Annotated in this window: 18 protein-coding genes; 14 read left to right on the top strand and 4 right to left on the bottom strand. The window is 40.8% G+C overall.

What is annotated here, in order from left to right; all coding sequences use genetic code 11:
• Positions 1 to 2 precede the first annotated feature (2 nt).
• Genes AC2117_RS16150 through AC2117_RS16100 form a run of 11 tightly spaced genes read left to right on the top strand, consistent with a single transcriptional unit; the run spans position 3 to position 9947 of the window.
• A complete protein-coding gene (locus AC2117_RS16150; protein WP_133975436.1) occupies positions 3 to 437 on the top strand; it encodes an acyl-CoA thioesterase in 435 nt (144 codons plus the stop codon).
• A complete protein-coding gene (locus AC2117_RS16145; protein ID WP_133976410.1) occupies positions 430 to 1059 on the top strand; it encodes a LolA family protein in 630 nt (209 codons plus the stop codon). The genes AC2117_RS16150 and AC2117_RS16145 overlap by 8 nt, the downstream gene beginning before the upstream one ends.
• A complete protein-coding gene (locus AC2117_RS16140; RefSeq protein WP_264757591.1) occupies positions 1034 to 3349 on the top strand; it encodes an MMPL family transporter in 2316 nt (771 codons plus the stop codon). The genes AC2117_RS16145 and AC2117_RS16140 overlap by 26 nt, the downstream gene beginning before the upstream one ends.
• A gap of 29 nt (positions 3350 to 3378) precedes the next feature.
• Positions 3379 to 4674, top strand: coding sequence for an NAD(P)/FAD-dependent oxidoreductase (locus tag AC2117_RS16135; protein ID WP_133975434.1), 1296 nt, complete (start codon positions 3379 to 3381; stop codon positions 4672 to 4674).
• A gap of 2 nt (positions 4675 to 4676) precedes the next feature.
• Positions 4677 to 5222 carry a DUF3261 domain-containing protein gene (locus AC2117_RS16130; protein WP_092707340.1) on the top strand — a complete coding sequence of 182 codons (546 nt, stop codon included), beginning with the start codon at positions 4677 to 4679 and terminating at the stop codon, positions 5220 to 5222.
• Complete coding sequence (locus AC2117_RS16125) at positions 5219 to 6421, top strand: beta-ketoacyl-[acyl-carrier-protein] synthase family protein (protein WP_133975432.1); 1203 nt, start codon at positions 5219 to 5221, stop codon at positions 6419 to 6421. The genes AC2117_RS16130 and AC2117_RS16125 overlap by 4 nt, the downstream gene beginning before the upstream one ends.
• Positions 6421 to 6846 carry a 3-hydroxylacyl-ACP dehydratase gene (locus tag AC2117_RS16120; RefSeq protein WP_133975430.1) on the top strand — a complete coding sequence of 142 codons (426 nt, stop codon included), beginning with the start codon at positions 6421 to 6423 and terminating at the stop codon, positions 6844 to 6846. Before AC2117_RS16125 ends, AC2117_RS16120 begins: the two co-directional genes overlap by 1 nt.
• 22 nt (positions 6847 to 6868) lie before the next feature.
• Positions 6869 to 7594 (top strand): 3-ketoacyl-ACP reductase FabG2, encoded by a 726-nt coding sequence (locus AC2117_RS16115; protein WP_133975428.1) that lies wholly within the window; start codon positions 6869 to 6871, stop codon positions 7592 to 7594.
• A complete protein-coding gene (locus AC2117_RS16110; RefSeq protein ID WP_133975426.1) occupies positions 7594 to 8820 on the top strand; it encodes a beta-ketoacyl-ACP synthase in 1227 nt (408 codons plus the stop codon). The genes AC2117_RS16115 and AC2117_RS16110 overlap by 1 nt, the downstream gene beginning before the upstream one ends.
• 11 nt (positions 8821 to 8831) lie before the next feature.
• The gene (locus AC2117_RS16105) at positions 8832 to 9266 is read left to right on the top strand and encodes a hypothetical protein (RefSeq protein WP_042894871.1); all 435 of its coding nucleotides are present in this window, start codon (positions 8832 to 8834) and stop codon (positions 9264 to 9266) included.
• A gap of 24 nt (positions 9267 to 9290) precedes the next feature.
• Positions 9291 to 9947 carry a 4'-phosphopantetheinyl transferase family protein gene (locus AC2117_RS16100; protein ID WP_133975424.1) on the top strand — a complete coding sequence of 219 codons (657 nt, stop codon included), beginning with the start codon at positions 9291 to 9293 and terminating at the stop codon, positions 9945 to 9947.
• Between the two features lie 71 nt (positions 9948 to 10018).
• Here AC2117_RS16100 and secB read toward each other — a convergent pair whose 3' ends face one another.
• The 4 genes from secB to rsgA all read right to left on the bottom strand — a co-directional run bounded on the left by secB (position 10019) and on the right by rsgA (position 12344).
• Positions 10019 to 10471 carry a protein-export chaperone SecB gene (gene secB / locus AC2117_RS16095; RefSeq protein ID WP_003654925.1) on the bottom strand — a complete coding sequence of 151 codons (453 nt, stop codon included), beginning with the start codon at positions 10469 to 10471 and terminating at the stop codon, positions 10019 to 10021.
• Positions 10472 to 10498: 27 nt separating this feature from the next.
• Complete coding sequence (gene grxC, locus AC2117_RS16090; RefSeq protein WP_009390671.1) at positions 10499 to 10756, bottom strand: glutaredoxin 3; 258 nt, start codon at positions 10754 to 10756, stop codon at positions 10499 to 10501.
• Between the two features lie 11 nt (positions 10757 to 10767).
• Entirely contained in the window at positions 10768 to 11184 is a 417-nt protein-coding gene (locus AC2117_RS16085) for a rhodanese-like domain-containing protein (protein ID WP_133975422.1), read from the bottom strand.
• Between the two features lie 98 nt (positions 11185 to 11282).
• Positions 11283 to 12344: a ribosome small subunit-dependent GTPase A gene (gene rsgA, locus AC2117_RS16080; RefSeq protein ID WP_042894878.1), complete on the bottom strand. Its 1062-nt coding sequence runs from the start codon at positions 12342 to 12344 to the stop codon at positions 11283 to 11285.
• A 124-nt stretch (positions 12345 to 12468) separates the two neighbouring features.
• On the opposite strand from rsgA, the gene orn reads away from it, so the two are divergent.
• From orn to AC2117_RS16065, 3 genes are all read left to right on the top strand, one after another.
• Positions 12469 to 13035 carry an oligoribonuclease gene (gene orn / locus AC2117_RS16075; protein ID WP_005036888.1) on the top strand — a complete coding sequence of 189 codons (567 nt, stop codon included), beginning with the start codon at positions 12469 to 12471 and terminating at the stop codon, positions 13033 to 13035.
• A gap of 151 nt (positions 13036 to 13186) precedes the next feature.
• Positions 13187 to 13918: a Bax inhibitor-1/YccA family membrane protein gene (locus AC2117_RS16070; RefSeq protein ID WP_133975420.1), complete on the top strand. Its 732-nt coding sequence runs from the start codon at positions 13187 to 13189 to the stop codon at positions 13916 to 13918.
• A 137-nt stretch (positions 13919 to 14055) separates the two neighbouring features.
• The gene (locus AC2117_RS16065; protein ID WP_003654938.1) at positions 14056 to 14859 is read left to right on the top strand and encodes an enoyl-ACP reductase; all 804 of its coding nucleotides are present in this window, start codon (positions 14056 to 14058) and stop codon (positions 14857 to 14859) included.
• Positions 14860 to 14867 lie beyond the last annotated feature (8 nt).

Here is a 14867-nt window from a genome sequence, read left to right as displayed (position 1 = left end):
CAATGCATGCAGATGTAATCATTGAAATTCCATTTCATGATGTCGATACCATGAATGTGGTTTGGCATGGTCATTATTTAAAGTATTTTGAGATTGCGCGCTGTAAATTGCTCGATCAATTTCATTACAACTATATGCAGATGAAAGAATCAGGCTATGCATGGCCTGTGATTGAAAGCCATGTTCGCTATGCATACGGTATTGAGTTTGAACAAAAGATTCGGGTTCGAGCCCTTTTAAAAGAATGGGAAAACCGCTTGAAAATTGATTATCTGATTTTTGATGCTGAGTCTGGGAAGCGCTTAACCAAAGGTTATACCACCCAAGTAGCTGTGAATATTGAAGCGCGTGAAATGTGCTTTCAATCGCCGCAGGTTTTGTTTGATCGTTTAAATGCATGGTCTGAGTTTCAACCGAAGGGGGCGTATGATGTCTAAATTTATCAAAACTTTAGGTTTGGGTACTGCTGTTTGGATAAGCTGTTTAAGTGCGGTCTATGCAGCACCAACACAGATTACGCAAATTTTTCAGCAATTGTCGCAGTCTCCTACAGTTCGTGCGGACTTTGAACAGCAAAAAAAATTACCGTCACTCAATAAAACATTTGTGTCGAACGGGTCTTTATTATTTGCAAAATCTTATGGCGTGGCATGGCAAATCAAACGCCCAGTGCAAGCAGATTTGATCGTCACCCCAACCAAACTAGTACAGAAAACTCAGCGTACATTTAGCCAAATACAAGTTGATCAATCACCTTATAGCTCTGTAGCGACTTTATTTTTGCAGCTGATGTCAGGTAATGAACAAGCCTTGGCGAAGAACTTTAATGTAGTGAGTGCGAACTATAGTCCAGCGGGTTGGAGTATGAGCTTAACTCCAAAAAGTAGCCTGTTTAAAAAGCTGTTTGTGCGTGTTGATGCGCAAGGTCAACAGTATGTCAACCAAATTGTGATTACCGAGAAAGCGAATAACTTAACGACCATTCGCTTTAGTCACCAGACTTCTCAACCGACGACTCTAACGGCTGCCGAGCATGCGATTTTCCAACTGGCAAAATAAGTTCACTGCAATTTGGTTAATTGCTCTGCTGCTCATTGCAGTGGGGCTTGGCGTGACGTGGCTGAAAAAAGACATTCATATTCAAACCAATATTTTTGCGTTATTGCCTAAAGTTCAGCAAGACCCAGAACTTGCACGTACTCAGCAGTACATGAATGAGCAACTTAACAATAAAGTATTTGTTGTTATAGATGCTAAGGATGAAGCTACGATACAACAGGCTACCAGTTTTTTAACAGCGCAAGCGAAGCAAAGTGCGCTATGGCAGCCACTCAAACCACAGCTTGATTTTGATCAATTTGCAAAACAGTTGTATCAACATCGAGCAGGTTTGTTGAGTGCGCAAGATCAAGCCTTATTACAAAAGTTGGATTACGAGGCACTGACTGAACAAAGCCTGATGCAGATGATGAGTCCAGGCATGCCTGTCACTGCTGAGTCACTTAAGCAAGACCCGCTATTATTGTTCCCTCGTTATGCCATGCAGTTGGCGAATCCTTCACAACAAAACATAGAAATGGAGCAGGGCTTTGCGACCATCCATCATGAGCAAGGTATCTCTCGGCTTTTCGTATTACAGTTGACGCAAAGCCCATACAATATTGATTATCAAGAACAGGTATCGAACTGGATTGAGCAAACTAAGCAAAAGCTAGCTGTAAGGGGATTAAATTCTCATTGGACTGGAACTATTTTATTTTCAAATTTTGGAACACAGTCGGCTAAACAGGAAATCTCAACCATTGGTGTTGGCTCTACATTGGGCTTAATTTTTCTGGTTTGGTTTGGCTTTCGTTCACCGCGTCCGTTATTTACTGAGTTTGTTGCCGTTTCAACCGGAAGCTTTGTGGCATTTGCGGTCACACATTGGATGTTTGGTGAAATTCACCTCATGACATTAGTATTCGGTGCGAGTCTTATTGGTGTTTGTGTCGATTTTTCATTTTATTTCATGGCGATGCAATCACAGCACAGACAGCTTGGCGGTTTTCAAATTTTAAAACCACTATTGCCAAGCTTGTTTATGGGCTTAATGACTACATTGGTTGCTTACATCTTTTTGAGCTTTACCCCATTTCCTGGGTTCAAGCAGATTGCAGTCTTTTCAATTGTAGGATTAACCGCGGCGTGGATCAGTAGTGTGTTGTTATTACCACGATTACCTGCACTCAATGCTCAGCCAGCCATACGAGCATTATCGTGGATTGGGCAAGCACGGTTATGGTTTCAACAGCGAGCCAAGATACGTTATGGCTTGATTGCAGTCATTTTAGCAGTAGGTACAGCGAGTCTTTTCTATCTTAAAAGTAACGATGATATTCGTAACTTACAAGGTATGGACGCCAGCTTAAAGCAGCAAGATCAGGCTGTTCGTGAGCAATTTGGTCAGCAACAAAGTAGTGATTATTTTGTAGTACGAGCAGTCTCTGCAAATCAGATGCAACAACAAGAGCAGCAACTGATTGGACAATTACAACAGTTACAAGCTCAAGGAAAAATCAGTGCATTTCAAGCTTTGGGACAATGGATTCCACCATTGGCAGAGCAGCAAAACAATGTACAACTTTTAAAAAATATTCCAAAAGTGACATTGCAGCAATATGCCCAAAGCATGGGGCTAAATGTCACTGATGTTTTACAGTGGCAACAGCAACTGGCTACACAACCGCTATTAGATTTTTCTGTATTTAAAGATCACCCTTTAGCTTTTTTACAGCCTCAAGCTAATGAACGATTAGTGATGGTAACAGGGGTGAAACAACCTGAAGCATTAAAGCAGCTTCAGAATGATCATATACATTTCCAGCAACCGATTACTGCAATGTCGGAAATGTTTGCCGAACATAGGGTTCAGGCTCAGCATCTTCTGATTTATGCCTTAATTGGTCTGGCGGTTGGTTTAGCGCTTATTTATGGTCTAAGTTCGATTGTGCCTTTGGTTCTGCCCGTAAGCTTGGCATTACTGAGCACTTTTGCTGTTCAGGCATGGTTAGGTGTCGAGATTAACCTGTTTAGTATTATGGCGACTTTCCTGATTATCGGAATTGGAGTCGACTATGCAATTTTCTACCGACATGGACATGATCACCCGCAAGTGGTTGGAATGGCGTTGTTTTTATGTATGATGTCGACCTTACTCGGCTTTGGGTTACTTTCGTTTAGCCATACTTATGCAATTCATTGTTTTGGCTTAACGGTTTTATTCGGGGTTATTTTCTCGTTTATCTATGCGACTTTGTTAACCCCAGCAGATAAAAAACACATTGTGAACTTACAAGACCATTCATAATTTGAATAAATTAAAAAGGAAGTTGTGCTATGAGCACTATAGAAAAAATTGACGTCGTTATTATTGGGGCTGGACCATCAGGTAGTTCTGCTGCGGCACTTCTTCGAAAAAAGGGTTATACCGTTACGGTTATTGAAAAACAGCATTTTCCTCGTTTTTCGATTGGCGAATCATTGTTACCGCAATCTATGGCGTTCTTAGAAGAGGCGGGTTTACTCGAAACGGTCCGTGAACATGTTGATCAATACGCTTTTCAATTTAAAAATGGCGCGGCTTTTTTACGCGGTAAACAACGCAGTTTTTATAACTTTACAGAAAAATTTACGGATGGACCGGGGACTACTTGGCAGGTTCGCCGTGCCGATTTTGATAATTTGCTAGCAAAGCAGGCTCAAGTTTATGGTGCCGACATACGCTTCGGGCATGAAGTCTTAGATGTTGATGTTGCATCTGAACAGCCCGTACTTACTGTGTTAAATGAAGAACAACAAAGTTATCAGATTCAAACCAAGTTCTTGCTAGATGCGAGTGGTTTTGGACGAATTTTGCCAAAGCTCTTAGATTTGGAGAGTCCATCAAACTTTCCGGTACGACGTGCACTGTTTACCCATATTGAAGATGGAATTACAGATGACCCAGAGTTTGATCGCAATAAAATTTTAATTACCGTACATGAAAAAGATCATCGCGCATGGTATTGGCTCATTCCATTTGCAGATGGGCGTGCTTCTTTTGGCATCGTTGCAGAACAAGATTTTTTTGACAAATACACAGTCGAAAATGCTGAAGATAATGAACCTGAGGTAATGTTTAAGCGTATTTTGGCCGATGAACCAAGCTTGTCACATGTCTTGCGCCGTGCAAGATTTGATACACCAGTGCGAACGTTGGTGGGCTATTCAGCAAATGTAAAACATTTGGCAGATCGCAACTATGCGCTATTAGGTAATGCCGGTGAGTTTCTCGATCCCGTCTTTTCATCGGGTGTGACGATCGCTTTAAAATCTTCTAGCTTGGCTATACCTTTGGTTGAGCGTGTCTTGCAAGGTAAGCAGGTAGACTGGTTGCAAGAATATGAAAAACCATTACGCCGTGGTATTCAGGTGTTTCGTGCCTATGTTGAGTCATGGTATGAAGGCGAATTTCAAGATGTAGTGTTCTCGCAAAATCAGAATGAAGGCATTCGCCGTATGATTTCTTCATTACTGGCTGGTTATGCGTGGGATGAAAAAAATCCAATCCATAAAAATGCCAAACGTAGACTGACTACTTTGGCAGAATATTGTCGTGAGGGCTTGGCACAAGAACAGGCACTTGAGGGGTAATCATGCAACGCAAATGGGCAACGATATTACTCAGTAGCTTTTTATTTTTAAATGGTTGTCAGGTCATGCCACACGCCAAAGGGCTGCAAAGCCCACTATGGCAGGCACAAGCTTATCAACGACAAGATCAGGTTGAAGTTCAGTGGAAGCAGCAAAGTTTTAGCTTCTTGTTATACCAACAGCAAAAGGGTGCTGTACTGGATATGGTGGCTTTGAGCCTGACAGGTCAACAATTATTTAAGTTACAGTTCGATGGGCATCGGGTTCATGTTGAACAACGTATTGATCAAATGCGTTTATTGCCTTTTGAGTTTGTGGTGCGCGATCTTTTATTTGCAACGTATCCTCAATTTTCACATTTAGGACAGCAAGCTGTAGAGATGAAACAACAAGCAGGAATGCAGGTTGTTTATATTGAAAAGCAGCCTGTGTTGCAGCTTAAACAAGGGCAAGGAAGCATTGAATTGATTAATCAACAAGTCCCTTATACCATGACGCTGAGTTCGATTGAAAATACGTTGCAGACAGAAGAAAGTCCTACACCATGAAACATTTACCTTCAGAAAATGCAGCCACAATGGCAGTAGGCATACAATTAAGTGTCGGTTTATCTGCATTAGGTTGCGAACTTAATCAAATCAAACAGGCATTACAACAGCCACAGCAAACCTTAAGTTTGCGAGATGATTTAATTGCTGATCGTAATGTTTGGGTGGGACAATATACGCATCCATTATGTTTGCATGTACCTGATGCTTTACAATCTGTAGATTCACGTAATCTACGTTTTGCATTGACCGCATTATCTGAAATTGAAACAGAGTTAAAAGCCTATACGGCATCCTTTGAAAATAAACGTTTGGCGATTGTGGTGGGTACATCTACCTCTGGTATTGCAGATAATGAATTGTTACTTAAGCAATATTTTCAAGGGCAAACAGATCTATCAATATCTCACTATCCACAAGAAATGAGCTGTTTAGCAAAAGCATTGCAGCAGTATCTAGGATGGGAAGGGCCTGCATATACTATTTCAACCGCTTGCTCTTCAAGCGCGAAAGCATTAGCCGCGGGGCAGCGTTTACTTCATGCAGATTTAGCCGATGTTGTACTGGTGGGTGGCGTCGATACCTTATGCCAGTTAACACTAAATGGATTTAATAGCCTCGAGAGTTTATCTGACTATATTTGCCAACCCTGCGGCGTGAAACGTGATGGTATTAATATTGGTGAAGCTGCTGCATTTTTTGTACTGAGTAAAGAGCAAGCGCCTGTCATGTTAATGGGTGCTGGTGAATCGATGGATGCATGGCATATTTCGGCTCCACATCCTGAAGGCAAAGGTGCAGTTCTAGCTATGCAGCGTGCACTAGATATGGCCCATATTTCCCCTCAAGAAATTGGTTATATCAACTTACATGGCACAGCAACTCCACAAAATGACGCAATGGAAATTAAGGCTGTACGACAAGTTTTTGGTGATTATCTGGTTGCATTAAGTAGCACCAAACACAAAACTGGACATTGCCTCGGTGCAGCTGGCGCTATAGAAGCTTTTATTTGTGAACAAGTTCTAAAAGATCAAAGTTGGTTGCCGTTGCATCAAAATGTTGAGGTTGATCCGGATTTGGCTGATCAAAACTATGTGCAAGAAGCTGAGTTAAAACAACCCATTCGCTATGTGATGAGTAATTCTTTCGCTTTTGGGGGAAGTAATATTAGTCTTGTTTTTGGAGTGAAGCCCTGATGAAACTAGATGCAATTCAATATATTCCTCATGAGCAACCGATGGTCTTTATTGACCATTTAACCGAGGTTACAGAAGGGCGAGCGCAAGCAGAACTCACGATTACGCCAGAGCTGATGTTTTGTGAAGCAGAAGGTTTGCCGACATGGGCAAGCATTGAAATTATGGCACAAACCATCAGCGCTTATTCAGGCTGGCAAGGTCAACAGTCAAAACAAGCGCCAAAAGTCGGTTTTTTATTGGGAACACGTAAGTTAAATTTACCGATCCCTTATTTTGCTTTAGGTTCACGATTGATCATTCAAATAGAACAACAATATTTTCATGAAGGACTTGGGCAATTTTCCTGTGAAATTCAATATGCTGAACACTGCATTCAGGCAACGCTAAGTGTATTTGAACCAACAGAAACACCATTTGAATAACCACAAAAATTAGGAATACATTGTGACAAGACGAATTTTAGTAACGGGTTCAAGTCGAGGAATTGGGAAAGCGATTGCATTACAACTGGCAAAGGCGGGTTTTGATGTAACTGTGCATGCACGCTCGCGTCAGGCAGATGTAGAACAAGTCGTACAAGAGATTCAAGCTTTAGGGCAAAATAGCCATTATTTAATGTTTGATGTAACTGAACGCCAAACCGTTCAACAAATTTTAGAACAAGATGTAGAGCAGCATGGCGCATTCTATGGTGTTGTATTGAATGCTGGTCTTACCCATGATGGTGCTTTCCCAGCTTTAACAGATCAAGACTGGGATGAAGTTATTTCGACTTCCTTAGATGGTTTTTATAACGTATTAAAACCATTAGTTATGCCAATGATTCATTTGCGTAAAGGTGGCCGTATCGTCACTCTATCTTCGGTTTCTGGGATCATGGGTAACCGTGGACAGGTTAACTATAGTGCTGCAAAAGCAGGTCTGATTGGTGCGACCAAGGCCTTAGCTTTGGAATTGGCCAAGCGAAAAATTACCGTCAACTGTGTAGCGCCTGGTCTGATTGAGACGGAAATGGTGACAGATGAAGTCAAAGAGCATGCGCTTAAGATGATTCCGTTGCAACGCATGGGACAAGTTGATGAAGTGGCTAGCGTGGTGAAATTCTTGTGTTCAGATGAAGCATCCTACATTACCCGACAAGTTATCTCGGTGAATGGGGGACTTATCTGATGAAACGCGTTGTCGTGACAGGAATGGCAGGGATTACCTCTTTAGGGGAAACCTCAGATGAGATTTTTGCTCATTTTGAAGCCGCCAAAAGCGGAATTCGCTACATGCCGGAATGGGAGCAATATGTTGACCTTCGGACCAAGCTTGCTGGACCTGTTGAAACTTTTCATGTGCCAAAGCATTTTAATCGTAAAGTTACACGGGGAATGGGTCGTGTAGCGCTCATGTCTGTGGTTTGTGCCGAGACTGCTTTGCAAAATGCAGGTTTGCTTGGGCACGAAATCTTGAACAGTGGAGAAACTGGCGTTGCATTTGGTTCTTCTGCGGGTAGTGTAGAGGCTGTGGGTGAGTTTGCTAGCATGTTGCTTCATCAGAGCATGAGTAAGATCAATGCAACAACCTATATCCGCATGATGGCCCACACAAGTGCGGTGAACATGACCGTATATTTTGGCCTAAAAGGCTTAACTTTACCGACGTCAAGTGCCTGTACCTCTGGTTCTATGGCTATTGGGCAGGCCTATGAAGCCATTAAATATGGCAAACAACAGGTCATGATTGCTGGTGGTGCAGAAGAACTCAGTGCAGCAGGTGCTGCGGTTTTTGATGTATTGTTCGCGACCAGTGGTATGAATGACCAACCAGAAAAAACACCACGCCCATTTGATGCAAAAAGAGATGGTTTAGTGATTGGTGAAGGGGCTGGCTGTTTAATTTTGGAAGAATACGAACATGCCAAAGCTCGAGGTGCCCATATCTATGCAGAAGTGATTGGCTACGGTAGCAATACTGATGGTCAGCATGTAACTCGCCCCGAGTCAGAAATGATGGGGCGCTGTATGCAATTGGCACTTAAAGATGCATCTGTAGAGGCTAAAGATATTGCTTATGTAAATGCGCACGGCACCTCAACTGATCAGGGTGATGTGGCTGAAAGTCAGGCGACAGCAGCAGTTTTGGGACGTAAGCCGATCAGCTCTTTAAAAAGCTACTTTGGACATACGCTGGGAGCGTGTGGGGCCATTGAAGCTTGGCTGAGCATTGAAATGATGAATCGTGGCTGTTTTATTCCAACTTTAAATCTAGATGAAATCGATCCCCAGTGTGGCGATCTAGATTATATCGTTCAGCAGCCAAGAACTCTGGATGCTGACATTATTATGAGCAATAACTTTGCTTTTGGCGGAATTAATACTTCGCTTATTTTTAAACGTGTTAAACAATAAGGAACACAACAATGTTAAATAAAAAACTTTTATTTGTAGCAATGCTAAGTGCGGGTTTTACTGCCACTGTTCAGGCTGGAGATGAAGTACATCAGTTCAATTTTAAAGAAGCTGTAGACCGTGCAGTTGCAGATGGCACTTTAGATGGTTCAGTAAAGTTTTATTTAAATGGTACAAAATCTGGCGGTAAAGTGATTCAAAAAGATGCGGTGACCAATAAAAAAACCAATGGTTTTGGTAAGTCAGCTGCAACGTCTTGTGACTGGGTTTTACGTTCAGCACTCATCCAAATGCAAAACAATGCTAAAGCACAAGGTGCAAACGCGGTTACCAATATTGTGAGCTATTTTAAAGCCAATGAAACCACAAGTACGACAACTTACGATTGCTATAAAGGTGCCATGATGGCGGGGGTTACCTTAAAAGGCGACGTGGTTAAATTCTAATTAATTGTAAATAAGGGCGGGATAATGTCTAAGCGTAATATTGAAGTCTACACACAGACATTGTCCCAGCTTCTTTTAAAATCTGAACAAGATTTTCCTGACTTTCGTACATTTAATCATTATAAAAAACAGCAAATACATAACATTAGAAACGAGCTGATAGCGCAGAAATTACAAATTACAATAACGGATTTAGCGTTTGCAAAGTATGAGCATGGCAAGCCATATTTATTGAATCATAATTTAGATTTCAATCACTCTCATAGCCAACAATATTATGCTTTAGCAATGAGCGCGAATGTTAAAGATATAGGCGTAGACATTGAAGAGTTAGACCGTAAAGTTCGTTTAGAAGCTTTAGCCCAGCATGCATTTCATCCTGATGAATATGAAACGTGGCTAAGCTTAGAACAAGATAGAGAATACTGGTTTAAAGTCTGGACGATTAAAGAAGCTGTTTTAAAAGCTTCAGGTCTTGGCATACGGCTAGACTTAAACACTTTAAATACCTATGCACATTCTACAGACAATGGTGGAATATGTTCTCATCCACTTATTGGGACATTTGCTTATCAAAACTTTGTTCTGGGCAATATGATGCTAACAGTGGCATGGCGTTCGGAATTATCTTGCCGCGGATTTCAGTTTCCTACTATTCAGCTTATTTCTCTTGATCATTAATTTTTTAATTATTCAAAACATAAAAAAACCGCGATAGACGCGGTTTTTTTATTCAAGGAGAAGCTAGAAAATTAAGCTTGACCTTCAACAGCTTGAGCACGTTGCATATTTGCTTCGAACTCTGCATCAAAGTTGATTGGAGTAAGAAGTAACTGTGGGAAGCTACCTTTAGTTACTAAATCATTTACCGCTTCACGTAAGAACGGGAACAAAATATTTGGGCAATAAGCGCCTAAAATATAAGGTAAACGATCTTCTTCAATGTTATCAATCAAGAAAATACCTGATTGAGTGATATCTACAATGAACGCTGTTTCGTTGTCGTTATCGGCTTGTACCACAACTTTTAAAGAAACTTCAAAATGAGTTGGATCAATTTTTTCTGCAGCAGAAGAAAGATTGATATTGAGTTCAGGTTGCCATTGTTTAGTAAAAACCTGCGCCCCTGGAACCTCAAAAGAAATATCTTTTGTATAAATACGCTCTAAAGCTAATTGTGGTTGAACTTGTTGTTCTTCGCTCATTGTTTTTTCCTTAATATGGATGCGATGTTAAGCCAATAATTCGTCAAGTTTACCTTCACGCTCTAAAGCATAAAGTTGGTCAAAACCGCCAATAAACTGATCGTTAATAAAAATTTGTGGGACAGTACGATGATTGGTGCGTTGCATTAATTCAACACGTACTTCCGGTGCTTCAACAGAAAGATTTACTTCTTTGTAAGCAATACCTTTACGCTCAAGTAACTGTTTAGCACGAACGCAATACGGGCATACAGAAGTTGAGTAAACAATGACATTTGCAGCCATAATAATTCTCCTTAAGCTTTTGGTTTGCTTTTTACAAGAGGTAAGCCTTGTGCTTTCCAGTTACTAATACCACCATCAAGACGATAGCTGTCATGGTGAGCAACTTTTTGCAAAGCACTACCAGCAACTTGTCCGAGGTTGCAAATAAATACCAATGGACGCTCACTTGCTTTTAATTCTTCAGCATGACTTGCAATTTGGCTGAAAGGAATATTGCGGCTGCCACTAATATGACCTTCACGGAAGTCTTTACTATCGCGCAAATCGATTAGTATGGCATTTTTCGCTTTCACTAAAATACCAAGCGACTGTGGTGAAATTTTACGACCGTTACGTTGACCTTCAAAAATGAAGAACAACACGACCAAGACTCCGAGCGTACCAAACAAAATGGGGTGATTCCCCATAAACTCTAACCAGCGTTCCACAAGTCACCTAAAAAAAATTAAAAACAAAATTGACCTAGAGTATAGCGTATATAGATGGTGATCAAAATCACCACTTCAAGGGTAAAGCGGACAGAAAATTAGTTTTTTTGCTGTGCTTCTTGAATCTCATCATTTAAACGCAAAAAGCTATCTAGGCGCCGTGGTAAAATTTCACCAGATTCTACAGCGTGTTTTAATCCACAGTTCTTTTCATGAGTATGGGTACAATTACGGAATTGGCAAGAACCCAAATGTGCTTCAATTTCTGGAAAGCCCATACGAATTTTTTCTAAATCAAGATGCCAAAGCCCAAATTCACGAATTCCTGGTGAGTCGATTAACGCACCATTTTTACCGAAATTCATTAAACGTGTAGAGGTTGTTGTGTGCTGACCGAGTGCAGAGTTTTCAGAAATAATATTTGTTTTTTGCTCTGCATCTGGAATGAGCACGTTAATTAGAGAACTTTTTCCTACACCCGATTGGCCAACGAAAGCTACTGTTTCGCCATCTAAACGTTCAGATAAAACAGAAATATCTCCCTTTTTAGACTGACAAATCATCACCTCATAACCCAAAGTTTTATATTCTTCTAATAGCGTAAGAATTGGGTCGTTTTCAGTGAGTAAATCTGATTTATTTAAGACTAAAAGTGCAGGAATGTTAGCGTCTGCGCAAGCTACTAAATAACGGTCGATTAATGTCGGAGCTGGTTCAGGAAGGGGGGAGAATACAATCACAATCAAACTGATGTTGGCTGCAACTGGTTTAACTTTGTGATAACGGTCTGGACGGGTAAGTAACGAGTTGCGTGGATGAATGGCAGTAATAATGCCTAAACCCGTGTTTGGGTCAGCCTGCCATTTAACTCGGTCACCAGTCACAAGTAACTCAAGGTTTGTTCGAGTATGACAGCGCCATACGCTTTTGAGTTCGATAGGTTTCCAGAAGGGTTCTGGCTCTCCTTCGGCAACTTGAGGTTTTTCTGGGTGATGCTCAGGTACAGAGAGTGCCTGTACTTCGAGTTGGCGGCCATAGTGTTGTACAACCAGTCCGTCCAGATCTTGTGAAGTATCGGCCTCTTCTTGGCGAGTTTTGTGCTGTTTTTCAATACGACGTTGCTGCTGTTCAGTTAAACGACGCTTACGAATTAAAGCCATTCATATCCCAAAAAACCACTGTTTGAAGATGGCAAAAATAGCATGAAGCGGCTATAGAATTACAGCGCAGATGCAAGAAATTTGCTACTATTGATGTTTTTACGGCATTTTAGAACGTACATACATGAGCAGTACTTTAAATACACGATTAATTTGGATTGATCTGGAAATGACCGGTTTAGATACCGATAATGACCAAATTATTGAAATCGCAACAATTATTACAGATGATAATTTAAATGTACTTGCCGAAGGTCCGGTCTTGGCTATCCATCAACCTGATCGTATTTTAAATGCAATGGATGAGTGGAATACTCGCCAACATGGGCAATCTGGGTTAGTTGAGCGAGTTCGTCGTAGCAAATTGACAGCTCGTGATGCTGAGTTACAGACTTTAGAATTCCTAAAAAAATGGGTCAATCCAAAAGTTTCACCGATGTGCGGTAACTCGATTTGTCAGGATCGCCGTTTCTTACATCGTCTTATGCCTGAACTTGAACAGTATTTTCATTATCGTAATCTTGATGTATCTACCGTAAAAGAGCTCTCAAAACGCTGGCGCCCTGAAATTATGAGCGGTCTGAAAAAGAATGCATCACATTTAGCAATGGATGATATTCGTGACTCGATTTCCGAGTTGAAATATTACCGTGAATACTTTTTTATTATGAACACTGATGGTAAAGATTAATTCTTTGCTGAAGTGATAAAGAGGGGGCTACTGCCTCCTTTTTTATTGTTTAAAGGACATTGTTACAATAATGCCGATCGTCTGATTTGGCTTTCATATTCATTTTGCTTAAAATGATATTTTAAGTTTTTATTATAAAAAGAGAGCATTTATGCAAAGTAATAACCCGATACTGACGCGTGTTGAAACGGTCAGTGACTATAGTCAACCAATGACTGTGCAAGGTGCGATTCAAAAATCTATTATGCTGACAGTCATTGCAGCGGCTGTGGGCATTGCTTTATTTTTATACGCAGCTTTTACTGCAAATGTTGGTATTGCCTATGCGGGTGCTATTGTTGGCGCAATTGGTGGTCTGGTTTTAGCTTTGATTGCCACATTTAAACCGACGACTGCACCGACCTTGGCAATTCCTTATGCACTTTTTGAAGGTGCATTTTTAGGTGGTATTTCATTTGCTTTTCAAATGAAGTATCCAGGTGTACCTTTACAAGCATTACTTGCCACTTTTGTGACCACATTAGTCATGTTTGGCTTATATAAATTCAAGATTGTACGTGCAACTGAAAAATTCAAGTCAGTCGTGATTTCTGCATCTTTGGCTATTTTTCTTGTATTTATTGTGCAGATGATCATGCGTTTAGCATTTGGTTCAAGCATTCCTTATATTTTTGAGAGCAACTGGTTAGGCATTGGCTTTGCTGCATTTATTGCTGTGATTGCGTCACTTAACCTGATTTTAGATTTCGATTTAATTGAAACCAACGCAGCTTACCGTGCTCCAAAGTTTATGGAGTGGTTGTGTGGAATTGCGTTACTCTCAACTTTAGTTTGGATGTATATCTCTTTTTTACGTTTGATTGGCTTGTTATCTGACGACTAAGATTATATTCATCGAGAAGTCGCTCCTCATGAGGGGCGATTTTTTTTCGTGCGATTTTTGAAAAAAGATGCATTATGCAATTTCGAAAACCGTTGAATATTGGCATTATGCTTTAAATTGTTTTGAGTGAGATCGGCATGACACAAGGACTTTTAGCAGGTAAACGCTTTTTGATTGCAGGCGTTGCTAGTAAATTATCAATTGCTTTTGGTATTGCCCAAGCATTACACCGTGAAGGTGCAGAGCTTGCGTTTACTTATCCGAACGAAAAATTAAAAAAACGTGTGGATGAATTTGCTGAGCAATTCGGTTCTAAGCTTGTGTTCCCATGTGATGTTGCAGTTGATAGCGAAATTGACAATGCATTTGCAGAACTTGCAAAACATTGGGACGGTCTAGATGGTGTAGTTCACTCTATCGGCTTTGCTCCTGCACATACACTTGATGGTGATTTTACTGACGTGACTGACCGTGACGGTTTTAAAGTTGCTCATGACATCAGTGCATACAGCTTTATTGCGATGGCACGTGCTGCAAAACCATTATTACAAGCTCGCCAAGGTTGTTTATTGACTTTGACTTACCAAGGTTCTGAGCGCGTTATGCCTAACTATAACGTTATGGGCATGGCAAAAGCTTCTTTAGAGGCTGGTGTTCGCTACTTGGCATCAAGCTTAGGTGTTGATGGTATTCGTGTAAACGCGATTTCTGCGGGTCCAATCCGTACTTTGGCTGCTTCTGGTATTAAATCTTTCCGTAAAATGTTAGATGCTAATGAAAAAGTTGCGCCATTAAAACGCAATGTAACTATTGACGAAGTGGGTAATGCAGCATTATTCCTTTGCTCACCTTGGGCTTCAGGTATCACTGGTGAAATTCTATATGTAGATGCTGGCTTCAATACTGTTGGTATGAGCCAATCTATGATGGATGATGAATAAGCTTTTTA

The organism is Acinetobacter calcoaceticus, from assembly GCF_900520355.1.
GTDB classification, from domain to species: domain Bacteria; phylum Pseudomonadota; class Gammaproteobacteria; order Pseudomonadales; family Moraxellaceae; genus Acinetobacter; species Acinetobacter calcoaceticus_C.
This window is presented reverse-complemented; position numbering and strand designations above follow the sequence as displayed.

Bases quoted from the DNA above. Each gene is read 5' to 3' on its own strand.
- AC2117_RS16140 (WP_264757591.1), top strand. From the start codon at position 1,034: ATGCGATTTTCCAACTGGCAAAATAAGTTCACTGCAATTTGGTTAATT.
- AC2117_RS16110 (WP_133975426.1), top strand. From the start codon at position 7,594: ATGAAACGCGTTGTCGTGACAGGAATGGCAGGGATTACCTCTTTAGGG.
- AC2117_RS16145 (WP_133976410.1), top strand. From the start codon at position 430: ATGTCTAAATTTATCAAAACTTTAGGTTTGGGTACTGCTGTTTGGATA.
- secB (WP_003654925.1), bottom strand. From the start codon at position 10,471: ATGAGCGAAGAACAACAAGTTCAACCACAATTAGCTTTAGAGCGTATT.
- AC2117_RS16150 (WP_133975436.1), top strand. From the start codon at position 3: ATGCATGCAGATGTAATCATTGAAATTCCATTTCATGATGTCGATACC.
- AC2117_RS16130 (WP_092707340.1), top strand. From the start codon at position 4,677: ATGCAACGCAAATGGGCAACGATATTACTCAGTAGCTTTTTATTTTTA.
- AC2117_RS16100 (WP_133975424.1), top strand. From the start codon at position 9,291: ATGTCTAAGCGTAATATTGAAGTCTACACACAGACATTGTCCCAGCTT.
- AC2117_RS16070 (WP_133975420.1), top strand. From the start codon at position 13,187: ATGCAAAGTAATAACCCGATACTGACGCGTGTTGAAACGGTCAGTGAC.
- grxC (WP_009390671.1), bottom strand. From the start codon at position 10,756: ATGGCTGCAAATGTCATTGTTTACTCAACTTCTGTATGCCCGTATTGC.
- orn (WP_005036888.1), top strand. From the start codon at position 12,469: ATGAGCAGTACTTTAAATACACGATTAATTTGGATTGATCTGGAAATG.
- AC2117_RS16065 (WP_003654938.1), top strand. From the start codon at position 14,056: ATGACACAAGGACTTTTAGCAGGTAAACGCTTTTTGATTGCAGGCGTT.
- AC2117_RS16125 (WP_133975432.1), top strand. From the start codon at position 5,219: ATGAAACATTTACCTTCAGAAAATGCAGCCACAATGGCAGTAGGCATA.
- AC2117_RS16120 (WP_133975430.1), top strand. From the start codon at position 6,421: ATGAAACTAGATGCAATTCAATATATTCCTCATGAGCAACCGATGGTC.
- rsgA (WP_042894878.1), bottom strand. From the start codon at position 12,344: ATGGCTTTAATTCGTAAGCGTCGTTTAACTGAACAGCAGCAACGTCGT.
- AC2117_RS16135 (WP_133975434.1), top strand. From the start codon at position 3,379: ATGAGCACTATAGAAAAAATTGACGTCGTTATTATTGGGGCTGGACCA.
- AC2117_RS16105 (WP_042894871.1), top strand. From the start codon at position 8,832: ATGTTAAATAAAAAACTTTTATTTGTAGCAATGCTAAGTGCGGGTTTT.